Below are 23,848 nucleotides of genomic sequence, written 5' to 3'. Positions count from 1 at the left end.
CGTGAGGGACGGGATCCGGCCTACCCGGAGTGGCCGATACCCTAGGGGTGTGACGTTCCCGGTAGTCGGCATGGTCGGCGGGGGGCAGCTCGCGCGTATGACGCACGAGGCGGGCATCCCGTTGGGCATCAAATTCAAGCTTCTCAGTGACACTCCGCAGGATTCCGCCGCGCAGGTCGTGAGCGATGTCGTCATCGGCGACTACCGCGACCTGGAGACGCTGCGCGCGTTCGCGCGCGGCTGCGACGTGATCACCTTCGACCACGAGCACGTGCCCACCGAGCACCTGCGGGCCCTGGAGGCGGACGGCATCCCCGTGCGCCCCGGCCCGGACGCGCTGGTGCACGCCCAGGACAAGGGCGTGATGCGGGCCAGACTCGACGCGATCGGCATCCCGTGCCCCCGGCACCGGATCGTCAGCGACCCGGAGGATGTCGTCCGGTTCGCCGCCGAGGGCGACGGCTTCCCCGTCGTCCTCAAGACGGTCCGCGGCGGCTACGACGGCAAGGGCGTATGGGTCGTGGACTCCGCCGAGGAGGCGGCCGAGCCCTTCCGCGCCGGCGTCCCCGTGCTCGCCGAGGAGAAGGTCGACTACGTCCGCGAGCTGGCCGCCAATGTCGTCCGCTCCCCGCACGGCCAGGCCGTCGCCTACCCGGTGGTGGAGTCGCAGCAGGTCAACGGGGTCTGCGACACGGTCATAGCCCCCGCGCCGGACCTCGAGGAGGACCTGGCGCTGCGGGCCGAGGAGATGGCGCTGACCATCGCCAAGGAGCTGGGCGTCGTCGGCCACCTCGCCGTCGAGCTGTTCCAGACCCGCGACGGCCGCATCCTCGTCAACGAGCTGGCGATGCGCCCGCACAACTCCGGCCACTGGACCATGGACGGCGCGATCACCTCGCAGTTCGCCAACCACGTCCGCGCGGTCCTGGACCTGCCGCTGGGCGACCCGCGCCCGCGCGCGAGGTGGACCGTGATGGTCAACGTGCTGGGCGGCGACTACCCGGACATGTACTCCGCGTACTTGCACTGCATGGCCCGCGACCCCAAGCTCAAGATCCACATGTATGGCAAGGACGTGAAGCCGGGCCGCAAGGTCGGACACGTCAACACCTACGGCGACGACCTGGACGAGGTGCTGGAGCGCGCCCGTCACGCAGCCGGCTACCTGAGAGGCACCATCACCGAATGAGCCCCGTTGTTGGCATCGTCATGGGGTCGGACTCCGACTGGCCCGTCATGGAAGCCGCCGCCAAGGCCCTGGACGAGTTCGAGATCGCCTACGAGGTCGACGTCGTCTCCGCGCACCGCATGCCCCGGGAGATGATCGCGTACGGCGAGCAGGCCGCCGACCGCGGCCTGAAGGTGATCATCGCCGGTGCGGGCGGTGCCGCCCACCTGCCGGGCATGCTCGCCTCCGTCACCCCGCTGCCGGTCATCGGCGTGCCCGTGCCGCTGAAGTACCTGGACGGCATGGACTCGCTGCTGTCCATCGTGCAGATGCCCGCCGGGGTCCCGGTGGCCACGGTCTCCGTCGCCGGTGCCCGCAACGCCGGTCTCCTCGCCGCCCGGATGCTCGCAGCGCACGACGAGGACCTGCTGCACAAGATGCGCGACTTCCAGCAGGACCTCAACGACCAGGCCACCGAGAAGGGCAAGCGGCTGCGCGCCAAGGTCGAGGGCGCGGGCAGCGGCTTCGGCTTCGGGAAGTGACCGCCGTGGTGGCCGCCCTGGACGAGGCACGCGCGCTGCTGCGCGAGTTCCCCGTGGTCGACGGGCACAACGACCTCCCCTGGGCGCTGCGCAAGCAGGCCGGCTACGACCTGGACGTCCTGGACATCGCCGGCGACCGGCACGAGCAGCTGCACACCGACCTGCCGCGGCTGCGCGCGGGCGGCGTCGGCGCCCAGTACTGGTCGGTGTTCGTGCCCTGCGAGGAGCCGGACCCGGTCGCGGCGACGCTGGAGCAGATCGACTGCGTCCGGCAGCTGCTGGACCGCTACCCGGCGGACCTGGCGCCCGCGCTGACCGCCGCCGACATGGACGCGGCCCGCCGGGACGGCCGTATCGCCTCGCTCATGGGCGCCGAGGGCGGCCACTCCATCGCCAACTCGATGGGCACCCTGCGCGGCCTGTACGCGCTCGGCGTGCGCTACATGACGCTCACCCACAACAACAACGTGGACTGGGCGGACTCCGCGACCGACGAACCCGGCGTGGGCGGCCTGTCCGCCTTCGGCCGCGAGGTCGTCCGCGAGATGAACCGCCTCGGCATGCTCGTCGACCTCTCCCACGTGGCGGCGACGACCATGCGGGACGCGCTGGACGCCAGCTCCGCGCCGGTGATCTTCTCGCACTCCTCCGCCCGGGCCGTGTGCGACCACCCCCGCAACGTCCCCGACGACGTCCTGGAGCGCCTGCCCGCCAACGGCGGCATGGCCATGGTGACGTTCGTGCCCAAGTTCGTGCTCCAGGCCGCCGTCGACTGGACGGCCGCCGCCGACGAGAACATGCGCGCCCACGGCGTGCACCACCTGGACACCGGCCCCGAGGCGATGAAGATCCACCGCGCCTTCGAGGAGCGCCACCCGCGCCCGGTGGCCACGGTGTCCACGGTCGCGGACCACCTGGACCACATGCGCGAGGTCGCCGGCATCGACCACCTGGGCATCGGCGGCGACTACGACGGCACCGCGTTCACCCCGGACGGCCTGAACGACGTCTCCGGCTACCCCAACCTGCTCGCCGAGCTGCTCCAACGCGGCTGGTCCACGGCCGACCTGGCCAAGCTGACCTGGCAGAACGCGGTGCGCGTCCTGGGCGCCGCCGAGGACGTGGCCCGGGACCTGCGGACCACCCGCGCGCCGTCCCTCGCCACCATCGAGTCGCTCGACGGCACGCGCGGCGAGAGCTGACCGGGTTACCCCCGAACGCCCCACTCACCAGGAAGGTCCCCTCCGCTCCGTGCGACCGTGTCGGTACGCCAGCCACTGCACGCCGTAGCTCACGACCGACGTAGCCGACGACGACGTACGGAGCCCGCCATGGCCGACCTCCAGGACGACATCCCCACCACGACCGAGGTCGGCGAGGACGATTGCCTGCCGGACGACCCTGGTTCGGTCCCGGCCTCGCTCGACCGGGTGCACCACCGTCCCGGGCAGCCGGCCGGCGAGCTGCTGGAGCGGGCGCACGCCCTGCTCGCCGACCACCCGGTCGCCGACGGCTACAGCGGCCTGCCCTGGGCCCTGCGCCATCTGCCCTGGTACGACCTGGAGCTGGGCGAGGCCGCCGTCGACACGGACGTGCCCCGGCTGCGCGAGGGGCATGTCGCCGCGCTGTTCTGGTCGCTGCACCTGCCCGAGCAACCGGACGGTGAACGCGCCGTGACGGTCACCCTGGAGCAGCTGGACCTGGTCCGCTCGGTCGTCGAGGCCCACCCGGAGGGCCTGCGGCTGGTGCGTACTGCCGGGCAGGTCATCGACGCCCGCAACTGCGGCCGGGTCGCCGTGGTGCTGGGTCCCGCGCCCGGCGCCGCCCTGGACGACTCCCTCGGCCTCCTGCGCATCTTCCAAGCCCTCGGGCTGCGCGTGCTCACGCTCGCCGACACCGCCTGGGCGGGCTCCTTCGGGCTGACCCGGTTCGGGGAGGAGGTCGTCCGGGAGATGAACCGTCTCGGGGTGCTCGCCGACGTCTCCGGAGCCGCCCCGGACACCGTCGAGCGGACCATCGCCCTGTCCAAGACCCCGGTGCTGTGCAGCCGCTCGGCCGCCCGCGCCCTGCGCCCGCACCCCGCCAACCTGCCCGACGAGCTGCTCGCCGCCCTGGGCCGGGCGAAGGGCCTGTGCATGGTGCCGCTGACCGCCGAGCAGACCGGCCCCACCGTCCCCGACGTCGCCGACCACCTCGACCACGTCCGCGACGTGGCCGGCTCCGACTGCGTGGGCCTGTCCGGCACCTACGACTCCGGGGCCGTCCACCCCCGGGACCTCGCCGATGCCTCCCGTTACCCCCACCTGATCGCCGAGCTGCTCCGGCGCGGCTGGTCCGAGACCGAACTGGCCCTGCTGACCTGGGGCAACGTGCAGCGGGTGCTGCGCAGCGCGGACTTCGTCGCCCGCGCCGCGCAGCAGCGCCGGGAGGCGTCCACCGCGAAGATCACCGAACTGGACGCCTCCTAGGACGTCACGACCCCTCGATCCGGCACAGGCAGAACGGGTGCCCGGCCGGGTCGGCGTACACCTGGAAGTCCTTCTTCTCGCGGTCCTCCAGGTCCAGCGGGCGGGCCCCCAGCGCCAGCACCCGCTCGTGCGCCGCGTCGAGCTCCGCCCAGGTCGCACCCGCGTCGAAGTCCAGGTGGAGCTGCTGGCCGTTGCGGTCCGCCCGCGGCCACTCCGGCGGGGTGTGCCCCTCGGCCCGCTGGAAGGCGAGCCGGGGACCGTCCGGGACCCGGAGCACCACCCAGTCGTCGTCCTCCGGCTGCGGGGTCCCGCCGGCCACCGCCGCGTAGAAGGCGGCCAGCGCGTGCGGGTCGGGGCAGTCGAGCACGACGTTACGGAAACGGGCCACGGACGCCATGGGCTTCTCCTCCGGAACGGTTGGGCGGGCGCCTCGGGTTCAGCAGGCGCACAGGCAGAACGGGTGCCCAGCGGGGTCGGCGTAGACACGGAAGCTGCGCTCGCGGTCCTCCGCGTCCAGCGGCTTCGCGCCCAGCTCCAGCACCCCCTTCTCGGCCGCGTCCAGGTCCTCCACGGCGAGGTCCAGGTGGAACTGCTGCGAGTGGTCCGGCGCGGGCCACCGCGGCGGCACGAAGCCGGACGCCTGCTGGAAGGCCAGCGCCGGCCCGCCCGGCACCTTCAGGTCCACCCACGTGCCGTCCTCGGGGTTCTCCTCGACCGTGCCGCCCAGCACACCGGCGTAGAAGCCGGCCAGCGCGCGCGGGTCGGGACAGTCCAGGACCACGACGTCGAGCTTGGCGAGCGCCATGACTACCTCCTCCATGCGTTACCCACAAGACGGGGCAACCGGTAACGGTTACTGCATGCTCTCGCACAAGAGGTAACGTCGCAAGCATGAGCGAGAGATCGGCCGCACCCGGCGGGCTGGCCCTGATCGAGTCCCTGGTGAACACGCTGGACATCGAGACGGGCGCCGACTCGCTGGACACGCCGGAGGGCCGCGAGCGCCTCGGGATCACCGAGACCGAGCTGGCCGACGCGCGGGAACTGCGCGAGTCGCTGCGGGCCGCGCTGCTGGCCCACGCCGGCCACCCGCCGCACCGCGCGGTGACCCCGCTGGGCACCCTGCTGGCGCGCGCCCCGCTCCGCGTCGCCGTCGACGAGCGGGACGGCTCGGCCCGGCTCGCCCCCGCCGAGGAGGGCCCGCTGCTCTCCCGGGTCGCCGCCGCCGTCGCCGAGGCGCTGGTCGCCGGCACCTGGACCCGGCTCAAGTCGTGCGAGGCCGACACCTGTCACTGGGCGTACTACGACCGCAGCCCCGCCGGCCGCGGCCGCTGGTGCTCGATGCAGGTGTGCGGGGCACGCGCGAAGATGCGCCGGTACCGGGCGAAGGGTGCGTGAGCCACAGCGGCGTGGTGCAGAATGCGGACAGACGCCGGTTCGGCCGACTGAGCCTCGGCCGAACCGGCGTCACCTGATGCCGCTGCGTGCTATGCGGTGGGGCGGCCCATCGCCCGGTACGTCCAGCCCGCCCGCCGCCACTGCTCCGGGTCCAGGGTGTTGCGCCCGTCGAGGATCACCCGGGCCGTCGCCACCTCGCCGAGCGCCGCCGGGTCCAGCTCGCGGAACTCGCCCCACTCGGTCAGGTGCAGCACGACGTCGGCGCCCCGGACGGCCGCCAGCGCCGAGTCGGCGTACCCCAGGGTCGGGAAGACCTTGCGGGCGTTCTCCATGCCCTTCGGGTCGTACACCGTCACCTGGCCGCCCTGGAGGTGGATCTGGCCGGCCACGTTCAGCGCGGGCGAGTCGCGGACGTCGTCCGAGTCCGGCTTGAAGGTGGCCCCGAGCACCGCGACCCGCTTGCCGAGGAAGGAGCCGCCGCCCAGCGCCTCCCGGGTCATCTCCACCATCTGGCCGCGCCGGCGCATGTTGATGGAGTCGATCTCGCGCAGGAAGGTCAGCGCCTGATCGGCGCCCAGCTCGCCCGCCCGGGCCATGAACGCCCGGATGTCCTTGGGCAGGCAGCCGCCGCCGAAGCCGATCCCGGCGCGCAGGAACTTCCGCCCGATCCGGTCGTCGTGCCCGATGGCCTCCGCGAGCTTCGCCACGTCACCGCCGGCCGCCTCGCACACCTCGGCCATCGCGTTGATGAAGGAGATCTTGGTGGCGAGGAAGGAGTTCGCGGCCGTCTTCACCAGTTCGGCGGTGGGGAAGTCGGTGACCACGAACGGCGTGCCCTCGCCGACCGGGCCGGCGTACACCTCGCGCAGCAGCTTCTCGGCCCGCTCGCTGCGCACCCCGACGACGATCCGGTCCGGGTGCAGGGTGTCCTGGACGGCGTAGCCCTCGCGCAGGAACTCCGGGTTCCAGGCCAGCTCGGCGTCCGCGCCGGCCGGGGCGTGCTCGGCGAGGTAGGCGGCCAGCCGCTCGGCCGAGCCCACCGGCACCGTCGACTTGCCGACCACCAGGGCCGGGCCGCGCAGGTGCGGGGCGAGGGAGGCGATCGCGGAGTCGACGTAGCTCATGTCGCAGGCGTACTCGCCGTGCTTCTGCGGGGTGTTCACGCACACGAAGTGCACCTCGCCGAAGGCGCCGACCTCGGCCCAGTCCGTGGTGAACCGCAGCCGCCCGGTGGATCCCTCGATCCCGGCCACGTGCCGGCGCAGCAGCTCCTCGAGCCCCGGCTCGTACATCGGGGTCTCGCCGCGCTCCAGCAGGGTGATCTTCTCCGGTACGACGTCCAGGCCCAGCACCTCGAAGCCCAGCTCGGCCATGGCCGCGGCGTGTGTGGCGCCGAGGTAGCCGGTGCCGATCACGGTGATCTTCAGGCTCATGGGTGTGCTCCAGCTCCGGTCCGTCGGTCCTGCTCGGTCATGCGGTGCCTGAGCATAGTCGGGCCGCTCAGCGGGCAACTTTCCCGCTGTCACCAAGCTCACGTAGGCGTGTTCACCCAGGCCCTCTAAAATTCAGTTACTTAACGGTAATTAGCGTCAGTATCACTGCGTCTTTGGAGCGTGAGACACCGTGGCCGGATCGGCTGACTTCGACCTGTACCGCCCGTCCGAGGAGCACGACATGCTCCGGGACGCCGTCCGTTCGCTGGTCGAGGCGAAGATCGCGCCGTACGCCGCGGCGGTGGACGAGGAGGCCCGCTTCCCGCAGGAGGCCCTCGACGCCCTCGTCGCCAACGACCTGCACGCCGTGCACGTCCCCGAGGAGTACGGCGGCGCCGGTGCCGACGCCCTCGCCACGGTCATCGTGATCGAGGAGGTCGCCCGTGCCTGCGTCTCCTCCTCCCTCATCCCGGCCGTGAACAAGCTCGGCTCGCTCCCGGTGATCCTCTCCGGCGGTGAGGAGCTGAAGAAGAAGTACCTGACCCCGCTCGCCAAGGGCGACGCGATGTTCTCGTACTGCCTCTCCGAGCCGGAGGCGGGCTCGGACGCGGCCGGCATGAAGACCAAGGCCGTCCGCGACGGCGACTACTGGGTGCTCAACGGCGTGAAGCGCTGGATCACCAACGCGGGCGTCTCCGAGTACTACACGGTGATGGCGGTCACGGACCCCTCGAAGCGCTCCAAGGGCATCTCGGCCTTCGTGGTCGAGAAGTCGGACGAGGGCGTCTCCTTCGGCGCCCCGGAGAAGAAGCTCGGCATCAAGGGCTCCCCGACCCGCGAGGTCTACTTCGACAACGTCCGCATCCCCGCCGACCGCATGATCGGCGAGGAGGGCACGGGCTTCCTGACGGCCATGAAGACCCTGGACCACACCCGCATCACCATCGCCGCCCAGGCCCTCGGCTGCGCCCAGGGCGCCCTCGACTACGCCAAGGGCTACGTCCAGGAGCGCAAGCAGTTCGGCAAGGCGATCGCCGACTTCCAGGGCATCCAGTTCATGCTCGCCGACATGTCCATGAAGATCTCGGCGGCCCGCGCCCTCACCTACCAGGCCGCCGCCGCCTCCGAGCGCGGTGACGCCGACCTCACCTACCTGGGCGCCGCCGCCAAGTGCTTCGCCTCGGACGTCGCCATGGAGGTCACCACCGACGCCGTCCAGCTCCTCGGCGGCTACGGCTACACCCGCGACTACCCGGTGGAGCGCATGATGCGCGACGCCAAGATCACCCAGATTTATGAGGGCACGAACCAAGTTCAGCGGATCGTCATGGCCCGCAACCTGCCGTAACCCGACATGCGGGACATCGCTCCCCGGCGTAGGACGGAAGCACATGGGGCCCGCCCCGGGCCCCACCCGCCGTCCCAGGAGGAGCCATGACCCAGTCCCAGTCCCGGTCCGGAATGATGCCCGCCCTCACGCAGCAGATGCAGGACTGCATCGAGGCCTGCATGAACTGCCACAACATGTGCGAGGAGACCATGAGCTCCTGCATGCAGCAGGGCGGCCAGGCGCAGATGCAGGTCATGCGAGCGCTCATGGACTGCTCCGAGACGACCCGCATGTGCGCCGACATGATGATGCGGCGCTCGCCCATGGCCGGCGAGATGTGCATGCTCTGCGCGAAGGTCTGCGACATGTGCGCCGAGGCGTGTATGTCCATGCCGGACGACCAGCAGATGATGCGCTGCGCCGAGGCGTGTCGCCGCTGCGCGGAGACCTGCCGGGCGATGGCGGCCGCCGGCATGTGAGCCACCGCGCACGGCCGAGGGCACCCCGCGGGGTGCCCTCGGACCGTCGCGCGCGCCGCCGTCAGTTGCCGGAGACGGTGACCTTCTCGTCGTTGTTCAGCTCGTCCACCAGCGTCTTCACCTTCGCCTTGTCCCAGACGAGGTTGCCGCCGGAGGAGCCGGAGACCGGCATGTTCATCGAGGTGCCGTCACCGCCGCTGACGCCCTTCATCGCCCAGAACATCGAGGCCAGGTCCCACAGGCCCATGTCCTTGTCGACGATCAGGGAGTCCAGGCCCGCGCCCATGGTCGGGTAGAACTTGAACGGGTTCAGCACCGTCGACGGGGTGGCCACCTGGTGGGCCAGCGCGGCCAGGAACTTCTGCTGGTTCTTGGTGCGCTGCAGGTCGGACGCGGCGAACGCGTGCCGGGTACGGACGAACGCGAGCGCCTGCCGGCCGTTCAGGGTCTGCTTGCCGGCCTTGAAGTCGGCGCCCGACCACTTGTCCTTGAAGCCCTTGTCGATGTCGATCTCGACGCCGCCCACCGCGTCCACGATGTTCGCGAAGCCCTGGAAGCCGATCTCCACGTAGTGGTCGATGTGCAGTCCGGTGTTCGCCTCGATCGTGCGGACCAGCAGCGTCGGCCCGTCCTCGGCGTAGGTCGCGTTCAGCTTCGCGTGCCGCCCCTGCGCCGGGTAGGTCTTCCCGGACGTCGACCCCTTGTACGACGGGACCACCACGTCCGAGTCGCGCGGCAGCGAGATCAGCGTGTCGCCGTTGTCGCCGACGTGCAGGATCATCATCGAGTCGGTGCGCTTGCCCTCGGCGCCGCCGGTGTGCAGCTTCCTCTCGTCCGCCTTGGACATGCCCTCACGGCTGTCCGAGCCGACGATCAGGTAGTTCGTGCCCGCGCCCGACTCCGGCCGGTCGATGACCGTCGACAGGTCCACCTCGCGGCGCAGCTTGGAGTCGGCCCAGAAGTAGGTGGCCACGGACGTGACGACCAGCACGGTCGCCAGCGTGATCGCCGTCCACTTGATCCGGCGCCGCCAGTTCGGCGCGGGACGCGGGGCGCGGGTCGACGCGCCTTCCGGGCCGCCCGGGCCCCGGCCGCCGGGGCTGCCGTAGACCTGGCCCGTGTTGTAGCCGCTGTCGTAGTCGCCGTAGCCGGCGCCTTCCTCGTGTCCGCGGCCGTCGACGTACGACGGCTGCTGCGGCACACCGGCCCCGTACGGCGGCGCCGCCGGGCCGGGGTCGCCGTACGCCGAGCGCGGTCCGGGCGGTACCGCCGGGCCGCGCCGCACCTGACGCATCACGCGGGGCCCCTCCGGCTGTGCGCCGGCACTGCCGCGTCCGTAGCGCGGGCCGCGGTTGTCGTCGGACCATCCCTCGGGCCAGTCATTCATGCGCCCCAGTGTGCAGGGCGCGGATATGTGCTCGACAAGGGATGTCGGGAAATCAGGGCCCTGCTGTTGCGAACCCGACACAAAGTCCGCGAATGCGCGTCGGCATAAGGTGGAGGGCATGACAGACCAGGCCACGGACACGGATCCGGACATGCAGCCGGACATCCCGGGCAAGCCCACGTCCGCCTCGCGCACCACCCTCAGCCACATCATGACCCACAACGACACCAACCTGCTGGGTACGGTGCACGGCGGAGTGATCATGAAGCTGGTCGACGACGCGGCGGGCGCGGTGGCCGGCCGGCACTCCGGCGGTCCCGCCGTCACCGCGTCCATGGACGAGATGGTGTTCCTGGAGCCGGTCCGCGTCGGTGACCTGGTCCACGTCAAGGCGCAGGTGAACTGGACCGGCCGGACCTCGATGGAGATCGGTGTCCGGGTGCTCGCCGAGCGCTGGAACGAGTCGGACCCGGCCACCCAGGTCGGCTCGGCGTACCTGGTCTTCGCGGCCGTCGACGCCGACGGCAGGCCGCGCCGGGTGCCGCCGGTGATACCGGAGACCGACCGGGACCGCCGCCGCTACCAGGAGGCCCAGATCCGCCGCACCCACCGCCTGGCCCGCCGCCGCGCGATCCGCGAGCTGCGGGAGAAGCGGGCGGCCGAGGGCTTCGAGGACTAGGGCCTGCCGAGGCGCTCCCGGCGGAGCGCTCAGCACACCACCTCGTTGCCCCGCACCACATTCTGCTCCGGCTGTGCCGGGTCCTCGAAGCGCACCTTCCGCACCTTCCGCACGTCGGCGAAGTCCGCGCCGACCGCCACCTTCAGCAGCGGCCCCTGCCCCGGCACCGCGCGCAGCTCGCTGCCCGGCAGGGCCGCGGCCAGGGAGCGGGCGGAGCGGTCCCAGCGGGGGTCGTAGGAGATCACCGTGCGCGCCACATGGGCGGGCGCGGTCACCGGCAGGCGGGTGGTGGCGAAGCCGGTCGCCGCGAGCGCCGCGTCCACCCGTTTGCCCAGCCCGACCGTGCTGCTGCCGTTCGCCACCTGCACCCGGACGGTGTCCGGGGCCACCTCCACCGGCAGCGGCGCCTGCGCCGGGTCCCGGTGCGGGCGGTCCCCGGCGAGCGGCTTGTCGTCGCGCAGTGCCCGGAACAGCTCGTCGGCCTTCGCCGGGTCCCACTTCAGGGTCGAGCCGATTCCCTTGACCTGGAAGTTCATCTGCCCGACGGGGACGGTGGCGAACTCGGACGAGGAGGGGGAGAACTCCCGCATCGCGCGGCCGAGGTCGAGCAGCTCATCGGTGCCGAAGCCCTCGTCGGCGCGGACCGAGCCGAGCACCGCCCGGGTCACGTCCCGGAACCGCATCGGGTTCAGCAGCACCCCGGAGGAGGTCGTCTTCTCCAGCAGCGCGGCCAGGAACCGCTGCTGCCGCTTCATCCGGCCCAGGTCGCTGGCGCCGTCGATGTGCCGGGCGCGCACGTACTGCAGCGCCTGCCCGCCCAGCAGGGTGTGGGTGCCGGGCCCGAGGTCGAGCCCGGTGTACGTGTCCTTCAGCGGCGTCGGCGTGCACACCTTGACCCCGCCGAGCACGTCGACGGTCCTCATGAAGCTGGTGAAGTCGACCTCCAGATAGTGGTCGATCTTCACGTGGGTCATGTTCTCGACCGTGCGGATGGTCAGCTGGGGGCCGCCCTCGGCGTAGGCCGCGTTGAGCTTGACCGGGTGCGGGCCGTGCCGCTGCCCCGAGTTCATGTCGACGTGCGCGGGCATCTCGGCGTAGGAGTCGCGCGGCAGGCTCACCACGGTGGCCCGCTCCCGGTCCTCCGAGATGTGCACGATCATCATCGTGTCGGTGCAGTGGCAGGGCTGCCCGCCCAGCCGGTAGGCGCGCCGGTCCTGCTCGCTGATCTTGTCGCGGCCGTCGGTGCCGACCAGCAGCAGGTTCATGCCGTGACCCGCCCGGGGCCGGTTCTTCATGTCCTTGAAGGCGTCGATCCGGGAGATCCCCGCGTCCAGACTGGCGACGACCGCGTGCCCGATCCCGGCGGAGGCGAGCACCACGACCGACAGCGTGGTGACCGCCCGCATGGCCCAGCGTGGCCGCCGCGGCGGCCGGACGGACCGTACCGGCCGCTCGGGCGGTCGCGGCACACGGCGGGGCGGCTGGCGGCGTTGCGGAGGCGCGGGGGACCGAGGCGGGCTGGGCAAGGAGGACACCTCCGGACGAGGCCGTACGTGGGATCCGTGAGCACAGTAGGCCGATACGATCTCCAGCCCGCGTCGCAGGCCCGGCGGCGCGCATCCGTGTCCCCCGTTCGCGGTAACGTGAGGCCCCTATGAACGCCAAGCCCGACGTGCGGCTCCCCGCTGTGTCCGTGATCATGCCCGTCCTCAACGAGGAGCGGCATCTGCGCGGGGCCGTCCAAGCGATCCTCGCGCAGGAGTACGCCGGCGAGATGGAGGTCGTGATCGCCCTCGGTCCGTCCACGGACCGCACGGACGAGATCGCCGCCGAGCTGGTCGCCGAAGACCCGCGCGTGCACACCGTCCCGAACCCGACCGGCCGCACGCCCGCGGCGCTGAACGCGGCGATCAAGGCCTCCCGGCACCCCATCGTGGTCCGCGTCGACGGCCACGGCATGCTCTCGCCGAACTACATCGCGACCGCCGTGCGCCTGCTGGAGGAGACCGGCGCGCAGAACGTCGGCGGCATCATGCACGCCGAGGGCGAGAACGACTGGGAGCACGCGGTGGCCGCCGCGATGACCTCGAAGATCGGCGTCGGCAACGCGGCCTTCCACACCGGCGGCCAGGCCGGCCCCGCCGAGACGGTCTACCTCGGTGTGTTCCGCCGCGAGGCGCTGGAGCAGCAGGGCGGCTACAACGAGGAGTTCATCCGCGCCCAGGACTGGGAGCTGAACTTCCGGATCCGCGAGGCGGGCGGGCTCATCTGGTTCTCGCCCGAGCTGAGGGTGTCGTACCGGCCGCGGCCGTCGGTGCGGGCGCTGGCCAAGCAGTACAAGGACTACGGCCGCTGGCGGCACGTCGTCGCCCGCTACCACTCCGGCTCCATCAACCTGCGCTACCTCGCCCCGCCGGTGGCGGTGTGCGCGATAGCGGCGGGGCTGGTCGTCGGCGCGGCGCTGACCCCGTGGGGCCTCGTGATCCCCGGCGGCTACCTGGCCGCGATCGTCGCGGGCTCCCTCCCGGCCGGCAAGGGGCTGCCCCTGAAGGCCCGGCTGCAGATCCCGGTGGCCCTCGCCACCATGCACATGTCCTGGGGCTGGGGCTTCCTGACCAGCCCGAAGTCCCTGGCGAAGAAGGTCATCGCCTCCCGGCGGCCCGCGGTCCTGGACGCCGTCTGACGAACCCGCGAAGGGCCCCTCCTGCCGTGGAGGGGCCCTTTTCGCTGCGCCGGTCCGTCAGTGCCACTGGTAGGGCTTGTACACGTCCATGCACGTCGGCTTGTCCGAGGCGTTGGCGGCGTCGGTGCCCTCGGGCAGGTCGCCGGCCTTCGGGGCGGACTTCTTGGGGTAGGCGGCCCCCGTGCGCCAGTCCGCGCCGACGACGACCGTGACCCCCGACACGTCGGTGGACTTCTCCACCTGGCCCATCGGGATGCCCAGCGCCTTGGCCACCGCCTGGGCGTCACCCTCCAGGTCCGCGCTCGGATACCGCACGACCGTCTTGTCCTCGGACCGGCTTCCCGAGGTGTCGGTCTGCGCCCGGGCGTAGCCCTTCTGCACGAGCGCCTGGCCGATCGCCGACGCCCGCTGCGGGACCGCGGCCTCGGCGGAGGTCCGGGTGGCGTTCTGCACCAGCACGCCGAGCCGGGCCGCGTCGACCGAGGGGGTCTTGGCCGGCTTGTCCTTGTGCCCGTCCTTCTTGGCGTCGGACTTCCCGCCGTTCTTGTCGAACGGCACGTCGTCCTGGAGCATCTGCCACAGCTCGTCGGCCTTGGCCTTGTCCGGGACGACGTGGTTGTCCGGGTCGTTCGGGTCCGGGACGTTGGGCATCGTCACACTGGTGATGCGGTCGGTCGGTACCGACTTCATCTCCATACCGAGGTCGTACAGCTTCTTGACCGTGCCGATCTCCTCGGAGACCTTCAGGGACTTGGTGGCCGCCTCGGCCAGGTCCATCAGCCGGCCGGTGTCGGTGAACACGTTCTGCTGCTTCAGCGTGCGGATCATCGAGTTCAGGTACATGTGCTGGGCGCGGGCCCGCATCAGGTCGCTGCCCCAGGCGTGCCGGGTGCGCAGCCACTGCAGGGCCTGTTCGCCCTTCACCTTGTGCGATCCCTCCGTGAGCTTCAGACCGGAGCCGCCGCGCTGACTGGGGGTCGAGTGGTCCCAGACGTTCTGGTTCACACAGACCTCGACGCCCCCGATCGCGTCCGCCATCCGCACCACGCCCGCGAAGTCGATCGTCATCCAGTGGTCGATGTAGACCCCGGTGAGCTCCTCCCAGGTGAGCAGCGTGCAGCCGGCTCCGCCCCGGGCCAGGGTGACGTTGATGATGTCGTCCGTCGGCGGGAAGTCCTTGCCGTCCGGGTCCTTGCACTCGGGTATGTGCACCCGGGTGTCCCGCGGGATGCTGACCATGGCGGCGCTCTTGCGGTCCGCCGAGAGGTGGATGAGCATCTGCACGTCCGCGAGCGGCGGGTCACCGGCCTTGTCCCGGCTGCCGCCGAGCTTCACGTTCTCCTTGGAGTTCCGGCTGTCGGAGCCGATCAGGAGGATGTTCAGCGGGGTCTGGCCGGCCGCGTTCGGGGCGGTCCGGTGCGCCTTGGAGTCGTCGCCGCCTGCGCGCTTGCCCTTCTGGATGTTGCTGTTGAGATGCTGGTAGTACAGATATCCGGCGCCCGCCGTGCCGAGTATCACCACCGCCAGCACGGTCGCCGACCAGCGCAGCACGCGCCGTCTGCGCCGCCGCCGATCGGTCTGCGGACCGCCGGCCCGCCGTCGGCCGCCGTGCCGGCCGGAACGCGCCGGGGCGTCCGTGGTTCTCGACGCGAGCGACATCGTGTCCTTCGTGTCCTCGACCGCCGGAGCCTCCCCGCGCACCTCGCTCTGCGCCAAACTCCCTGCCCTCCCCACCCTCGCGCCAAGCAACGGGCCCGTCCCGCGTCCGGTTAGACGCTTGACGGGCCCATAGGGTTACCTACCCGGCGCACTTCACCTTGTCTGCCGTGGACTTGTCGACGTCCGGAGCCTTGGTCGCCGGTGTGAGGGACACGCCCGCACCCTTGAAGTCCTTGCCCAGGGTCAGCGTCATCGCCGGCAGCCCCTGGGAGTTGGTCACGCTCTTGCCCGGTTTCATGGCGGCCCCGGACAGCCCCATGATCGCGGCCAGTCGGCGCGCCTGGGCCGCCTGGTCGGGCGCGTACTCCAGTGTGGTCCGGCTCAGCGCGGCGGGCGCGTTGCCGGAGTTCTCCGACTTGGTCACGCCCTCGTCGTTCTGCAGCCAGTTGAGCACCGCCTGGGCGCTGCCGCCCACGGCCCCGCCGTTGAGGATGCGCACCCGCACCTCGGAGGCGGGCGCCTTGCTGCCCTTGAGCCGGGCGGCCTGGGCGTCCTTCGCCGCCTTCTGCTTCTTCTTCACGTCGGTGAAGGAGACGTCGTTGCGGATGGCCTCGAAGACCGCCGGGGCCTTCGACTCGTTGAGGACGACCGTGGACTTGACCTTCTCCGCCGGGTTGTCCACGACCGGCACCGTGGCGAAGGTCAGGTTCTTCGGGTTGAGCTTGCCCAGCTCCAGACCCAGGTCCTTCAGCTTGCTGATGCTGTCCAGCTTGTCGTCGACGGTCAGCGCCTTGGTGCCCGCCTCCGCCAGCTTCACCATCTTCGTCGGGCTGCTGAGCGTGGAGTTGCCCTTCAGCTTGCGCATCAGCGCGCTCAGGAACTGCTGCTGGAGCCCGATCCGGCTCAGGTCGCCGCCGAAGCCGACGGAGTGCCGGGTGCGCACGAACGCCAGCGCCTGCTCACCGGAGATGTTGTGCGTGCCCTCGGACAGCTTCAGGTGCGAGTCCGGGTCGTCGATGTCCTTGGCCAGGCAGACCTCGACCCCGCCGACCGCCTCGGTCAGCGTCTTGACCGCGTTGAAGTCGGCGACCATGAAGTCGTCCGGCTTGATCCCGGTCAGCTCGGTCACCGTGCGCATGGTGCAGCTGGGCGTACGGTCGTCCTGCCCGAGGCTCGTGTTGAAGCGGACGCCCTCGGAACCCGGGATGACCTTCTGGCTGCCGTCCTCCTGCTGCGTCGGGCAGTCCGGGATGTCGACGATCAGGTCGCGCGGGATGCTGAGCGCGGTCGCGTTCGACCGGTCCTTGGAGACGTGCAGCAGGATCGTGGTGTCGGCGTGGCCGACGCTGCCCGAGTCGCCGTAGCCTTCGTTGCCCTTGCCGGTGCGCTTGTCGGTGCCGATCAGCAGGACGTTGATCGCCTCGTCCTTGCGGAAGCCGCCGGTGCCGGCGCCGTCGTCGGACACGGAGGTGATGTTGTCGTTCAGGTGCTTGATGTAGAGGTAGCCGGCGGCCGTCACGGCGACCAGCACGAAGGCCATGGACCCACCCGTCCACAGCAGCACCTTCTTCGCCGTCGACTTCTTCTTCACCGGCCGCCGGGCGGCGCGCCGCCCCTGCGGTGCCTCCGGTTCGGCGCCCCGGCGCCGGGCCGAGCGCGGCGCCGGCACCTCGGTGCCGCGCGCCCGGGGCGACTGCCGGTTCTGTCCGGCCGGCTGCCGCGTACGGCCGCCCGCCACACCGCCCCCGTCCCCGTCCCCGGAGGACGGTCTGCGCGGTCCGGGAACCGGCGGCTGCGCTGCGGAAGGGCTCAGTCGCAGTTCGTATTCGCCGGTGTTCGGATTGAGTACCCACTGGTCTGCGGGGTCGATGTTGTCCGCCCGCCCACGGCCTTGCGCGTCCACGGTTGTCCGAATCCTCCGTCGGGGCCACGCGGCGCCTTCCCCCTCCAAGGCGCTCGGGTCTCGGTGAATCAGTGCACGACCCCAGGACGGACCTCGCGGCCAGGTGCACCGGATCGCTCACACTATCCGCCCAGTTCAGCGTCGAGCGACGCCGGTGACAAATTCCACCTGCCTACAACCGGGCAATCCCCCTCATTTTCTGAACGGAAGTTCGCGGTTCTTGCCCTGCGCCTTACTCACAGGTCTGTTCGGCGGCGGTGTTCCCGCGAAATGTCGGCGCCGGCGAGGGGCCGTCCGCCCCGCCCGCCCCTGTGTCCTGCCCGGGAACTTTCTGTGAAGTCTCCTGGGTCACCACCACCGGCTGGTCGGCCCGCAGCCGCGCGAACAGCTTCTCGGCCTCCGGCTCCACGAGTTGATCACGGTTGGCGTCATAGACGTACGACTCCCTCGGCACCGTCAGGAACTGCACGTGGTCCGTGGGAACGTCACGCAGCCCGCGCACCAACTGGTACAGGCCGCGCAGGCTGGCCAGTTCCGGGTCGGTGGTCAGCGAGGAGGTCGCCGCGTCCAGCACCGGATACAGCTTCACGGGATTCAGCAGCACGTCGTTGCTCTGTACCTTGTTGACGAGCGCGCCGAGGAACCGCTGCTGGCGTTCCATCCGCTCGGTGTCGCTGCCGTTGCCGAGCGACTTGCGGGCCCGGACGAACCCGAGCGCCTGCTCCCCGTCGAGCGTGACCTTCCCTGCGGGCAGTCTCAGCTGCGCCGCCTTGTCGTCGACGGGTTCCTTCAGGCACACCTCCACCCCGTCGACGGCGTCCACCATCTCCTTGAACCCGCTGAAGTCCACGACCATGTGATGGTCGACGCGGATGCCGGTCAGCTTCTCGACGGTCCGGATCGTGCACGCCGAACCGCCCACCTGGAAGGCGTGGTTGAACATCGCGAACACCGGGTCGCTGCGCCTGCCGTCCTCCTGCCGGCAGCCCGGGATGTCCACCATCAGGTCCCGGGGCAGCGAGACGGCGGTGGCGCTGCGCCGGTCGGCGGCCAGGTGCAGCAGGATCGTGGTGTCCGACCGCTCGGTGCCGAGGTCCCTGCCGTACTTGCGGTTGCCGTCCCCGGCCCGTGTGTCGGACCCGATCAGCAGGATGTTCTGCGCGTCCCGCACCAGCGCGGTGGGCCGCTCCCGCTCGTACCGGGCGAGTTCGGCGGCAGCGGCGTCGTCGGCGGTGATGTTGGCGCTCAGCTTGGCGTAGACGGCCCAGCCGGCCCCGGCGGCCGCGGCGACGAGGACGGCCGCCCCCAGCGCGGAACCGTGCACGCAGCGCCGGCGCCGCCGTCGTATCAGCCCGTCCCCGGTCGCCGAGGCTCCCGACCCGGGACCGGGACCGAGGGGCTTGCCTGCGGTGTCGGTCACGATGGGGCCATCCCCTCACGGCGTACGAGCGTCGCGTCCTGCTCTTACGACGATGGCGGGGGAGGGGGCCGGAAGCGCCCTGTACTACTCCGATCGGGGGAACGGCGAGGCCTCAGGGGCGCGGGGACATGCGGCCGGGCCACCACGCCTGCGCACCCCCCCGGGGCGGCCTCACCGCCGTACTGTCGTCACCCGCTCGCTCTCCACCCGCTTGGCGAGAGCGTCCTCGTCCAGCCGGGCCAGATTCCGGCACAGCACCACGGACCCCCCGACGGCCAGCGGCGAGAAAAGCCCCGCGCTCAGCCCCTCCCAGGTGTCGTACGGCAGCCCGGACAGCAGCCTCGAACCAGGCCCCGTCAGCCCGAGCGCCCCCGCCTCGGAAGCGGCCCGCTCGACGACCTCCGCCCCGCTGAACTCCCGCCCGGCGACGATGAGCGCCGGCTCCTCGGGGTCCACCGGCGCGAACGGGGCGAACCGGTCACCCTGTCCCGGCACTTCCACGGCGTAGTCGAGGAACCCGGCCGGAGTCTGCGGGAAACGCCCGCCCAGCGGCCGCAGTGCCAGCGCGACCCGCTCACCGGTGCAGGCGAGCGCGGCGTCGAGGGAGTCCGGCCCGCTCACCACCACGTCGGCCGCCGCCGGGTCCCCGCCGACGTCCGCGATCGCGCCCACCGAGGAACAGGCCAGCAGCCACACCGCCGTCTGCCAGTGTGCGGGCAGCAGCAGCGCGACCCGGTCGCCGGGGCCGGCGGACAGGTCGCCCTGGAGGAGGTTGGCGGTCTTGGCCACCCAATTGGCGAAGGTGGCCACGGACAGTTCGACGCGTTCGCCCGTGGCGTCGTCGTAGAAGGTCACCAGCGGGCGGCCGGGGTCCGCGGCGAGCGCGGAAGCCAGCAGGTCGGCAGGGGTGCGATCGGTGGCGTTCACCCGGGACAGGGTACGCGCGGGCGGACGGGCGCGCCGGGCGGTGGGGTCACCGGTTCGGCGGAACACCTCCCGACACTCCGTCAGTTTCCTGATGGACATATTTGTCTGACTATGTCCAAGATCATGCCCATGCGTGGATTCCTCACTTCCTGTCCCGGCGTCTCCCCGCTCACCGCCTGCTCGATCGGCGTCACCTTCGCCGCGGTCGTCGCGCTCGCCCCGGCCCCGCCGGCGACCGCCGCGACGGCGCCGGCCGGGTCCGCCGTGCCCGGCAGCACCCAGTCGCTGCCGCTCGTCCCCCTCGCCCGGGAGCGCGTCCTCGGCGCCGCCCCGGAGCAGGGGCTGTACCGCACCGGCCTCGCACGGTTCGCGCTGGTCGGCGTCGTCTGGGACGACCCGGGCAGCGAACTGCACGGCCGGGTGCAGGTGCGCACCCGGTCCGCCGCGACGGGCCAGTGGTCCGGCTGGCAGGACGTCGAGACGCACACCGCCGACCACGGCGCCGACCCGGGTACGGCGGAGGGCTTGGCCCCGCGGCTGCGCGGGGGGACCGCGCCGCTGTGGGTGGGGGAGTCGGACGGCGTGGACCTGCGGGTCCGGGCGGAGGGATCGGGGGGCGCGCCCGGGAGGCGGGCGGGAGGGCCGCGGCCGCCGCTGCCGTCGGGGCTGCGGCTGGAGCTGGTCGATCCCGGCAAGGACGGAGGGCACGGGGAAGGCTCGGGGGACGGCGACGAGGGCACCGGCGCGGTGGAGGCGGGGGTCTCGGAGGCGCTGGATGCCGCAGAGGCCGACGAGGCCGGTGAGGTGCTGGAGGCCTTGGAGGCCGAGGAGGCCAAGGCCAGGCAGACGCAGAAGGGTGACGAGGCGGGGGACGCCGGCGAGCGGCCGCCCGGGAACCTGCCGGCCGACGACCCGCCCCGTACCGCCGTGGACACGGAGGCCGCGATCGCCGCGTCCGGCGCCAACGCCGACATCACCGACTTCGGCGCCACCGCGATCCCGGAACTGGACCGGGAGGCCACCGAGCGGGAACTGAGCCGCCTCCAGGGCACCGCGCTCGACGACCCCGCGCGGGCGAAGCCGTACATCGGGCCGCGCCCGAGGATCGTCACGCGCCGGGGCTGGGGCGCGGACGAGTCACTGCGCGAGCGCGGGTTCGTCTACACGACGAAGGTCAAGGCGGCCTTCGTCCACCACACGGCCTCGGGCAACAAGTACACCTGCGCCCAGGCCCCGTCCGTCATCCGCAGTATCTACCGCTACCACGTCAAGAGCATGGGCTGGCGGGACATCGGCTACAACTTCCTCGTCGACAAGTGCGGAACGATCTACGAGGGCCGGGCCGGGGGCGTGGCCAAGGCGGTGCTCGGCGCGCACACCCTCGGGTTCAACACCAACAGCACGGGCATCGCCGTGATCGGCACGTACGGGTCGGCCCAGCCGTCGAGCAGCGCGGTCACGGCCGTCGCCCGGCTCACCGCGTGGAAGCTCGGGCTCTATGGGGCCAATCCGCTCGGAAAGACATATCTCACGTCGGGCGGTGGCAATCTCTACCCCAAGGGGAAGAACGTACGACTGAACGTGATCTCCGGCCACCGCGACGGGTTCGCCACCGAGTGCCCCGGCAAGCGGCTCTACGCCAAGCTCGGCACGGCCCGCTCCAGCGCGGCGACGTACCAGGGGCGCTGAGGCCGGGGCCCGCGTTCACCGCCGTCGGGGGACGGGTGGGGGGGACGGGTGGGGGACACCGCACGCCGATGCGCGGGACACCGCGCGGCCATCGAAGGCGTCGTCGCACGGTCTGCATACACTGACCGGCCGGAACAAGTGTTGACGAGTAGTTCGGCCGGTCCCGGCAGGAAGCAGAGACGACAGGTGACAGAAGCGATCCTCCTGGTCGGCGGCAAAGGCACGCGGCTGCGACCGCTCACGGTGCACACACCCAAGCCGATGGTCCCGGCCGCCGGGGTGCCGTTCCTCACCCACCAGCTGGCGCGGGCGCGGGCGGCGGGCGTCGAGCACATCGTCCTCGCGACCAGCTATCTGGCCGAGGTCTTCGAGCCGTACTTCGGCGACGGATCCGCGCTGGGCCTGCACATCGAGTACGTGACGGAGGAGGAGCCGCTCGGCACGGGCGGGGCCATCCGCAACGTCGCCGGCCGCCTGCACTCCGGGCCCGACGACCCGGTGCTGATCTTCAACGGCGACATCCTGACGGGCCTGGACATCAGGGCCCTGGTGGACACCCACGAGTCGACGGGCGCCGACGTCTCGCTCCACCTGACGAAGGTGACGGACCCGCGCGCGTACGGCCTCGTGCCCACGGACGAGACCGGGCGCGTCCTGGCCTTCCTGGAGAAGCCGCAGACGCCGGAGGAGATCGTCACCGACCAGATCAACGCGGGGGCCTACGTCTTCCGCCGCTCGCTGATCGACACGATCCCGGCCGGGCGTCCGGTCTCGGTGGAACGGGAGACCTTCCCCGGGCTGCTGGCCGCCGGCGCGCATCTGCAGGGCATGGTCGACTCCACGTACTGGCTGGACCTCGGCACCCCGGCCGCGTTCGTCCGCGGCTCGGCCGACCTGGTCCTCGGCCGGGCGCCGTCCCCGGCCGTCCCCGGCCGCTGCGGCGACCGCCTCGTGCTGCCCACGGCCACGGTGGCGCCGGGCGCCAAGCTGACGGGCGGCACGGTGGTGGGCGAGGGCGCGTTCGTGGCGGAGGACGCACGGATCTTCGGCTCCACCATCCTTCCGGGTGCCGTCATCGAACCCGGCGCCGTCATCACCGACTCCCTCATCGGCACCCGCGCCCGCGTCGGCGAACGTTCCGTCCTCACCGGCACGGTCATCGGCGACGGCGCGGTCATCGGCGCCGACAACGAGCTCCGCGAGGGGGTACGGGTGTGGTGCGACGCCCACATCCCCTCAGGCGCCGTCCGCTTCTCCTCGGACCAGTAACCCCGACCCGGGTCCACCGCCGCTCGGGCGCCGTCCACGGGGGCCGGGCCCCAAGGCCCCCATCGGCCCCTCGGGAATCGCCCCACCGCCGGCTACGAGGCACCGCCCGCGGCAGCTGCGGGCGGTCGGACTCGCGTGGGTGCGGGCAGCTGCGCGGCTGGGGCGGCGCCACCCGGCGGCGGCCGTCGTGTCGCCGTAGCTGCGGGCAGTCGTGCCGCTGGGGCGGCACGGGTGGACGCGGCGGCCCCCGGCAGCGCCGGTAAGCGACCCGACCCCCGGCCTACTTGGGCCTGGCGGTGCCGGTGTGTGGTCCGACGCCGGCCCAACCCGAGGGTGCTTCAGAGCAAGCCGATGTCGACGCGGCGCATCTTCGGTGCGCGTCGCGCCGGCACCGCCCCGCTCAGCAGGATCAGCCGAGCCGCGCGATGCCGCTGCCCGGCATACGGCTCCAGCAGCCGCAGCATCTCCGCGTCGTCCGCATCCCGGTCCCCCGCCAGCGCCCACCCCACGATGCCCGGCAGATGCAGATCCCCGACGGTCACCGCGTCCGCCGCCCCATGACTGCGCTGCACCACTTCCGCCGACGTCCACGGCCCCACCCCCGGCACGACCTCCAGCCGCGCCCGAGCCTCACCCGCCGGCATCCCCACCGCCTGCTCAAGCCGCGCAGCGACCCGCACGGCCCGCAGCACCGTGGACGCCCGCTTGTCGTCGACCCCGGCCCGGTGCCACTCCCAGGACGGAATCAGCGCCCAGGTCCGCGGCGCCGGCATCACCCACATCGGCCGCTCGCCCGCCCCCGCGGGCCCCGGCGCCGGCTCCCCGAACCGCCGTACGAGCCGTCGCCACGCCCGGTACGCCTCGTCGGTGGTGACCTTCTGCTCCAGCACGGACGGGATCAGCGACTCCAGCACCAGCCCGGTCCGGGTCAGCCGCAGTCCCGGCCGCCGGTGCCGTGCCAGCGCGACCAGCCGGTGCCGCGGCACGAACGCGCCGGGGTCGTCGGCGGCACCGAGCAGCTCCGGCAGCTGCTCCAGCAGCCACTCGGCACCCGGCCCCCACGCCTCCCCGAGCACCTCACCGCCGTACACCCGCACCCGCAGCGTGCCCGGCCCGGCGGGCGTGCGGCAGGCCCGCCACACGGAGCCGTCCGCCGTGGCCCGGAACGTCGGGTCGGCGGGCCCGCGCCGCAGCGGCCCGAGGGTCAGCCCGAGGTCCAGCGGCCCGTCCGGCACCCACCGCCGTACCCGCGCGGGGACCGCCGCCTGCCGCGGTATCCCCGCAGCGGCCGCCGCGGGCACGGCGACCTGCCCGCCGCGCACGGTTGTCCGCGTGGGCCGCTGGGGGAAACGTCCTGCCACGAGTGAGTCCTAGGGTGCCGGTCGGTTGCCGGAGGTGCCGGAGCCGTCCTACG

Annotated in this window: 21 protein-coding genes; 11 read left to right on the top strand and 10 right to left on the bottom strand. The window is 72.0% G+C overall.

Annotated elements, in window-relative coordinates:
* The first annotated feature begins 49 nt into the window (after nucleotides 1-49).
* From ACIP4Y_RS17990 to ACIP4Y_RS17975, 4 genes are all read left to right on the top strand, one after another.
* Nucleotides 50-1,189: a 5-(carboxyamino)imidazole ribonucleotide synthase gene (locus ACIP4Y_RS17990; protein WP_358640527.1), complete on the top strand. Its 1,140-nt coding sequence runs from the start codon at nucleotides 50-52 to the stop codon at nucleotides 1,187-1,189.
* A complete protein-coding gene (gene purE / locus ACIP4Y_RS17985; protein WP_401394077.1) occupies nucleotides 1,186-1,710 on the top strand; it encodes a 5-(carboxyamino)imidazole ribonucleotide mutase in 525 nt (174 codons plus the stop codon). The genes ACIP4Y_RS17990 and purE overlap by 4 nt, the downstream gene beginning before the upstream one ends.
* An 8-nt stretch (nucleotides 1,711-1,718) precedes the next feature.
* Complete coding sequence (locus ACIP4Y_RS17980) at nucleotides 1,719-2,912, top strand: dipeptidase (protein ID WP_401395182.1); 1,194 nt, start codon at nucleotides 1,719-1,721, stop codon at nucleotides 2,910-2,912.
* A gap of 129 nt (nucleotides 2,913-3,041) precedes the next feature.
* Nucleotides 3,042-4,178: a dipeptidase gene (locus ACIP4Y_RS17975; RefSeq protein WP_401394074.1), complete on the top strand. Its 1,137-nt coding sequence runs from the start codon at nucleotides 3,042-3,044 to the stop codon at nucleotides 4,176-4,178.
* A gap of 4 nt (nucleotides 4,179-4,182) precedes the next feature.
* Here the strand turns inward: ACIP4Y_RS17975 and ACIP4Y_RS17970 are convergent, their stop codons facing one another.
* Together ACIP4Y_RS17970 and ACIP4Y_RS17965 are read right to left on the bottom strand one after the other, a co-directional pair.
* A complete protein-coding gene (locus ACIP4Y_RS17970; protein WP_401394071.1) occupies nucleotides 4,183-4,575 on the bottom strand; it encodes a VOC family protein in 393 nt (130 codons plus the stop codon).
* A 39-nt stretch (nucleotides 4,576-4,614) separates the two neighbouring features.
* Nucleotides 4,615-4,983 (bottom strand): VOC family protein, encoded by a 369-nt coding sequence (locus tag ACIP4Y_RS17965; protein ID WP_358640519.1) that lies wholly within the window; start codon nucleotides 4,981-4,983, stop codon nucleotides 4,615-4,617.
* 86 nt (nucleotides 4,984-5,069) lie between these two features.
* Between ACIP4Y_RS17965 and ACIP4Y_RS17960 the strand changes: the two genes are divergently transcribed.
* Complete coding sequence (locus tag ACIP4Y_RS17960) at nucleotides 5,070-5,576, top strand: CGNR zinc finger domain-containing protein (protein ID WP_401394067.1); 507 nt, start codon at nucleotides 5,070-5,072, stop codon at nucleotides 5,574-5,576.
* A gap of 89 nt (nucleotides 5,577-5,665) precedes the next feature.
* On the opposite strand, the gene ACIP4Y_RS17955 is transcribed toward ACIP4Y_RS17960, so the two are convergent.
* Nucleotides 5,666-7,009: a UDP-glucose dehydrogenase family protein gene (locus ACIP4Y_RS17955; RefSeq protein WP_401394064.1), complete on the bottom strand. Its 1,344-nt coding sequence runs from the start codon at nucleotides 7,007-7,009 to the stop codon at nucleotides 5,666-5,668.
* 190 nt (nucleotides 7,010-7,199) lie between these two features.
* Between ACIP4Y_RS17955 and ACIP4Y_RS17950 the strand changes: the two genes are divergently transcribed.
* Both ACIP4Y_RS17950 and ACIP4Y_RS17945 read left to right on the top strand, forming a co-directional pair.
* Nucleotides 7,200-8,357, top strand: coding sequence for an acyl-CoA dehydrogenase family protein (locus tag ACIP4Y_RS17950; RefSeq protein WP_358640513.1), 1,158 nt, complete (start codon nucleotides 7,200-7,202; stop codon nucleotides 8,355-8,357).
* 86 nt (nucleotides 8,358-8,443) lie between these two features.
* Complete coding sequence (locus tag ACIP4Y_RS17945; RefSeq protein ID WP_358640491.1) at nucleotides 8,444-8,818, top strand: four-helix bundle copper-binding protein; 375 nt, start codon at nucleotides 8,444-8,446, stop codon at nucleotides 8,816-8,818.
* Between the two features lie 61 nt (nucleotides 8,819-8,879).
* Here ACIP4Y_RS17945 and ACIP4Y_RS17940 read toward each other — a convergent pair whose 3' ends face one another.
* Nucleotides 8,880-10,205, bottom strand: coding sequence for an LCP family protein (locus ACIP4Y_RS17940; RefSeq protein ID WP_401394060.1), 1,326 nt, complete (start codon nucleotides 10,203-10,205; stop codon nucleotides 8,880-8,882).
* A 118-nt stretch (nucleotides 10,206-10,323) separates the two neighbouring features.
* Here ACIP4Y_RS17940 and ACIP4Y_RS17935 point away from each other — a divergent pair, with 118 nt between their 5' ends.
* Entirely contained in the window at nucleotides 10,324-10,884 is a 561-nt protein-coding gene (locus ACIP4Y_RS17935; RefSeq protein ID WP_358640488.1) for an acyl-CoA thioesterase, read from the top strand.
* Nucleotides 10,885-10,913: 29 nt separating this feature from the next.
* Here the strand turns inward: ACIP4Y_RS17935 and ACIP4Y_RS17930 are convergent, their stop codons facing one another.
* Nucleotides 10,914-12,290: an LCP family protein gene (locus ACIP4Y_RS17930; protein ID WP_401394057.1), complete on the bottom strand. Its 1,377-nt coding sequence runs from the start codon at nucleotides 12,288-12,290 to the stop codon at nucleotides 10,914-10,916.
* Between the two features lie 248 nt (nucleotides 12,291-12,538).
* On the opposite strand from ACIP4Y_RS17930, the gene ACIP4Y_RS17925 reads away from it, so the two are divergent.
* Complete coding sequence (locus tag ACIP4Y_RS17925) at nucleotides 12,539-13,567, top strand: glycosyltransferase family 2 protein (RefSeq protein WP_401394054.1); 1,029 nt, start codon at nucleotides 12,539-12,541, stop codon at nucleotides 13,565-13,567.
* A 57-nt stretch (nucleotides 13,568-13,624) separates the two neighbouring features.
* On the opposite strand, the gene ACIP4Y_RS17920 is transcribed toward ACIP4Y_RS17925, so the two are convergent.
* From ACIP4Y_RS17920 to ACIP4Y_RS17905, 4 genes are all read right to left on the bottom strand, one after another.
* Nucleotides 13,625-15,226 carry an LCP family protein gene (locus ACIP4Y_RS17920; protein ID WP_401395179.1) on the bottom strand — a complete coding sequence of 534 codons (1,602 nt, stop codon included), beginning with the start codon at nucleotides 15,224-15,226 and terminating at the stop codon, nucleotides 13,625-13,627.
* 139 nt (nucleotides 15,227-15,365) lie between these two features.
* The gene (locus tag ACIP4Y_RS17915; protein WP_401394051.1) at nucleotides 15,366-17,129 is read right to left on the bottom strand and encodes an LCP family protein; all 1,764 of its coding nucleotides are present in this window, start codon (nucleotides 17,127-17,129) and stop codon (nucleotides 15,366-15,368) included.
* Between the two features lie 232 nt (nucleotides 17,130-17,361).
* A complete protein-coding gene (locus tag ACIP4Y_RS17910) occupies nucleotides 17,362-18,549 on the bottom strand; it encodes an LCP family protein (RefSeq protein ID WP_401394048.1) in 1,188 nt (395 codons plus the stop codon).
* Between the two features lie 171 nt (nucleotides 18,550-18,720).
* A complete protein-coding gene (locus ACIP4Y_RS17905; protein ID WP_401394045.1) occupies nucleotides 18,721-19,476 on the bottom strand; it encodes a TIGR03089 family protein in 756 nt (251 codons plus the stop codon).
* 111 nt (nucleotides 19,477-19,587) lie between these two features.
* Between ACIP4Y_RS17905 and ACIP4Y_RS17900 the strand changes: the two genes are divergently transcribed.
* Entirely contained in the window at nucleotides 19,588-21,165 is a 1,578-nt protein-coding gene (locus tag ACIP4Y_RS17900; protein ID WP_401394042.1) for a peptidoglycan recognition protein, read from the top strand.
* A 186-nt stretch (nucleotides 21,166-21,351) separates the two neighbouring features.
* On the top strand, nucleotides 21,352-22,434 hold the full coding sequence (locus tag ACIP4Y_RS17895) for a sugar phosphate nucleotidyltransferase (RefSeq protein ID WP_401394039.1): 1,083 nt from the start codon (nucleotides 21,352-21,354) through the stop codon (nucleotides 22,432-22,434).
* 338 nt (nucleotides 22,435-22,772) lie between these two features.
* Here the strand turns inward: ACIP4Y_RS17895 and ACIP4Y_RS17890 are convergent, their stop codons facing one another.
* The gene (locus ACIP4Y_RS17890; RefSeq protein ID WP_401394036.1) at nucleotides 22,773-23,795 is read right to left on the bottom strand and encodes a DNA-3-methyladenine glycosylase family protein; all 1,023 of its coding nucleotides are present in this window, start codon (nucleotides 23,793-23,795) and stop codon (nucleotides 22,773-22,775) included.
* Nucleotides 23,796-23,848 lie beyond the last annotated feature (53 nt).

Source organism: Streptomyces sp. NPDC088810, from assembly GCF_044750305.1.
Taxonomy (GTDB): domain Bacteria; phylum Actinomycetota; class Actinomycetes; order Streptomycetales; family Streptomycetaceae; genus Streptomyces.
This window is presented reverse-complemented; position numbering and strand designations above follow the sequence as displayed.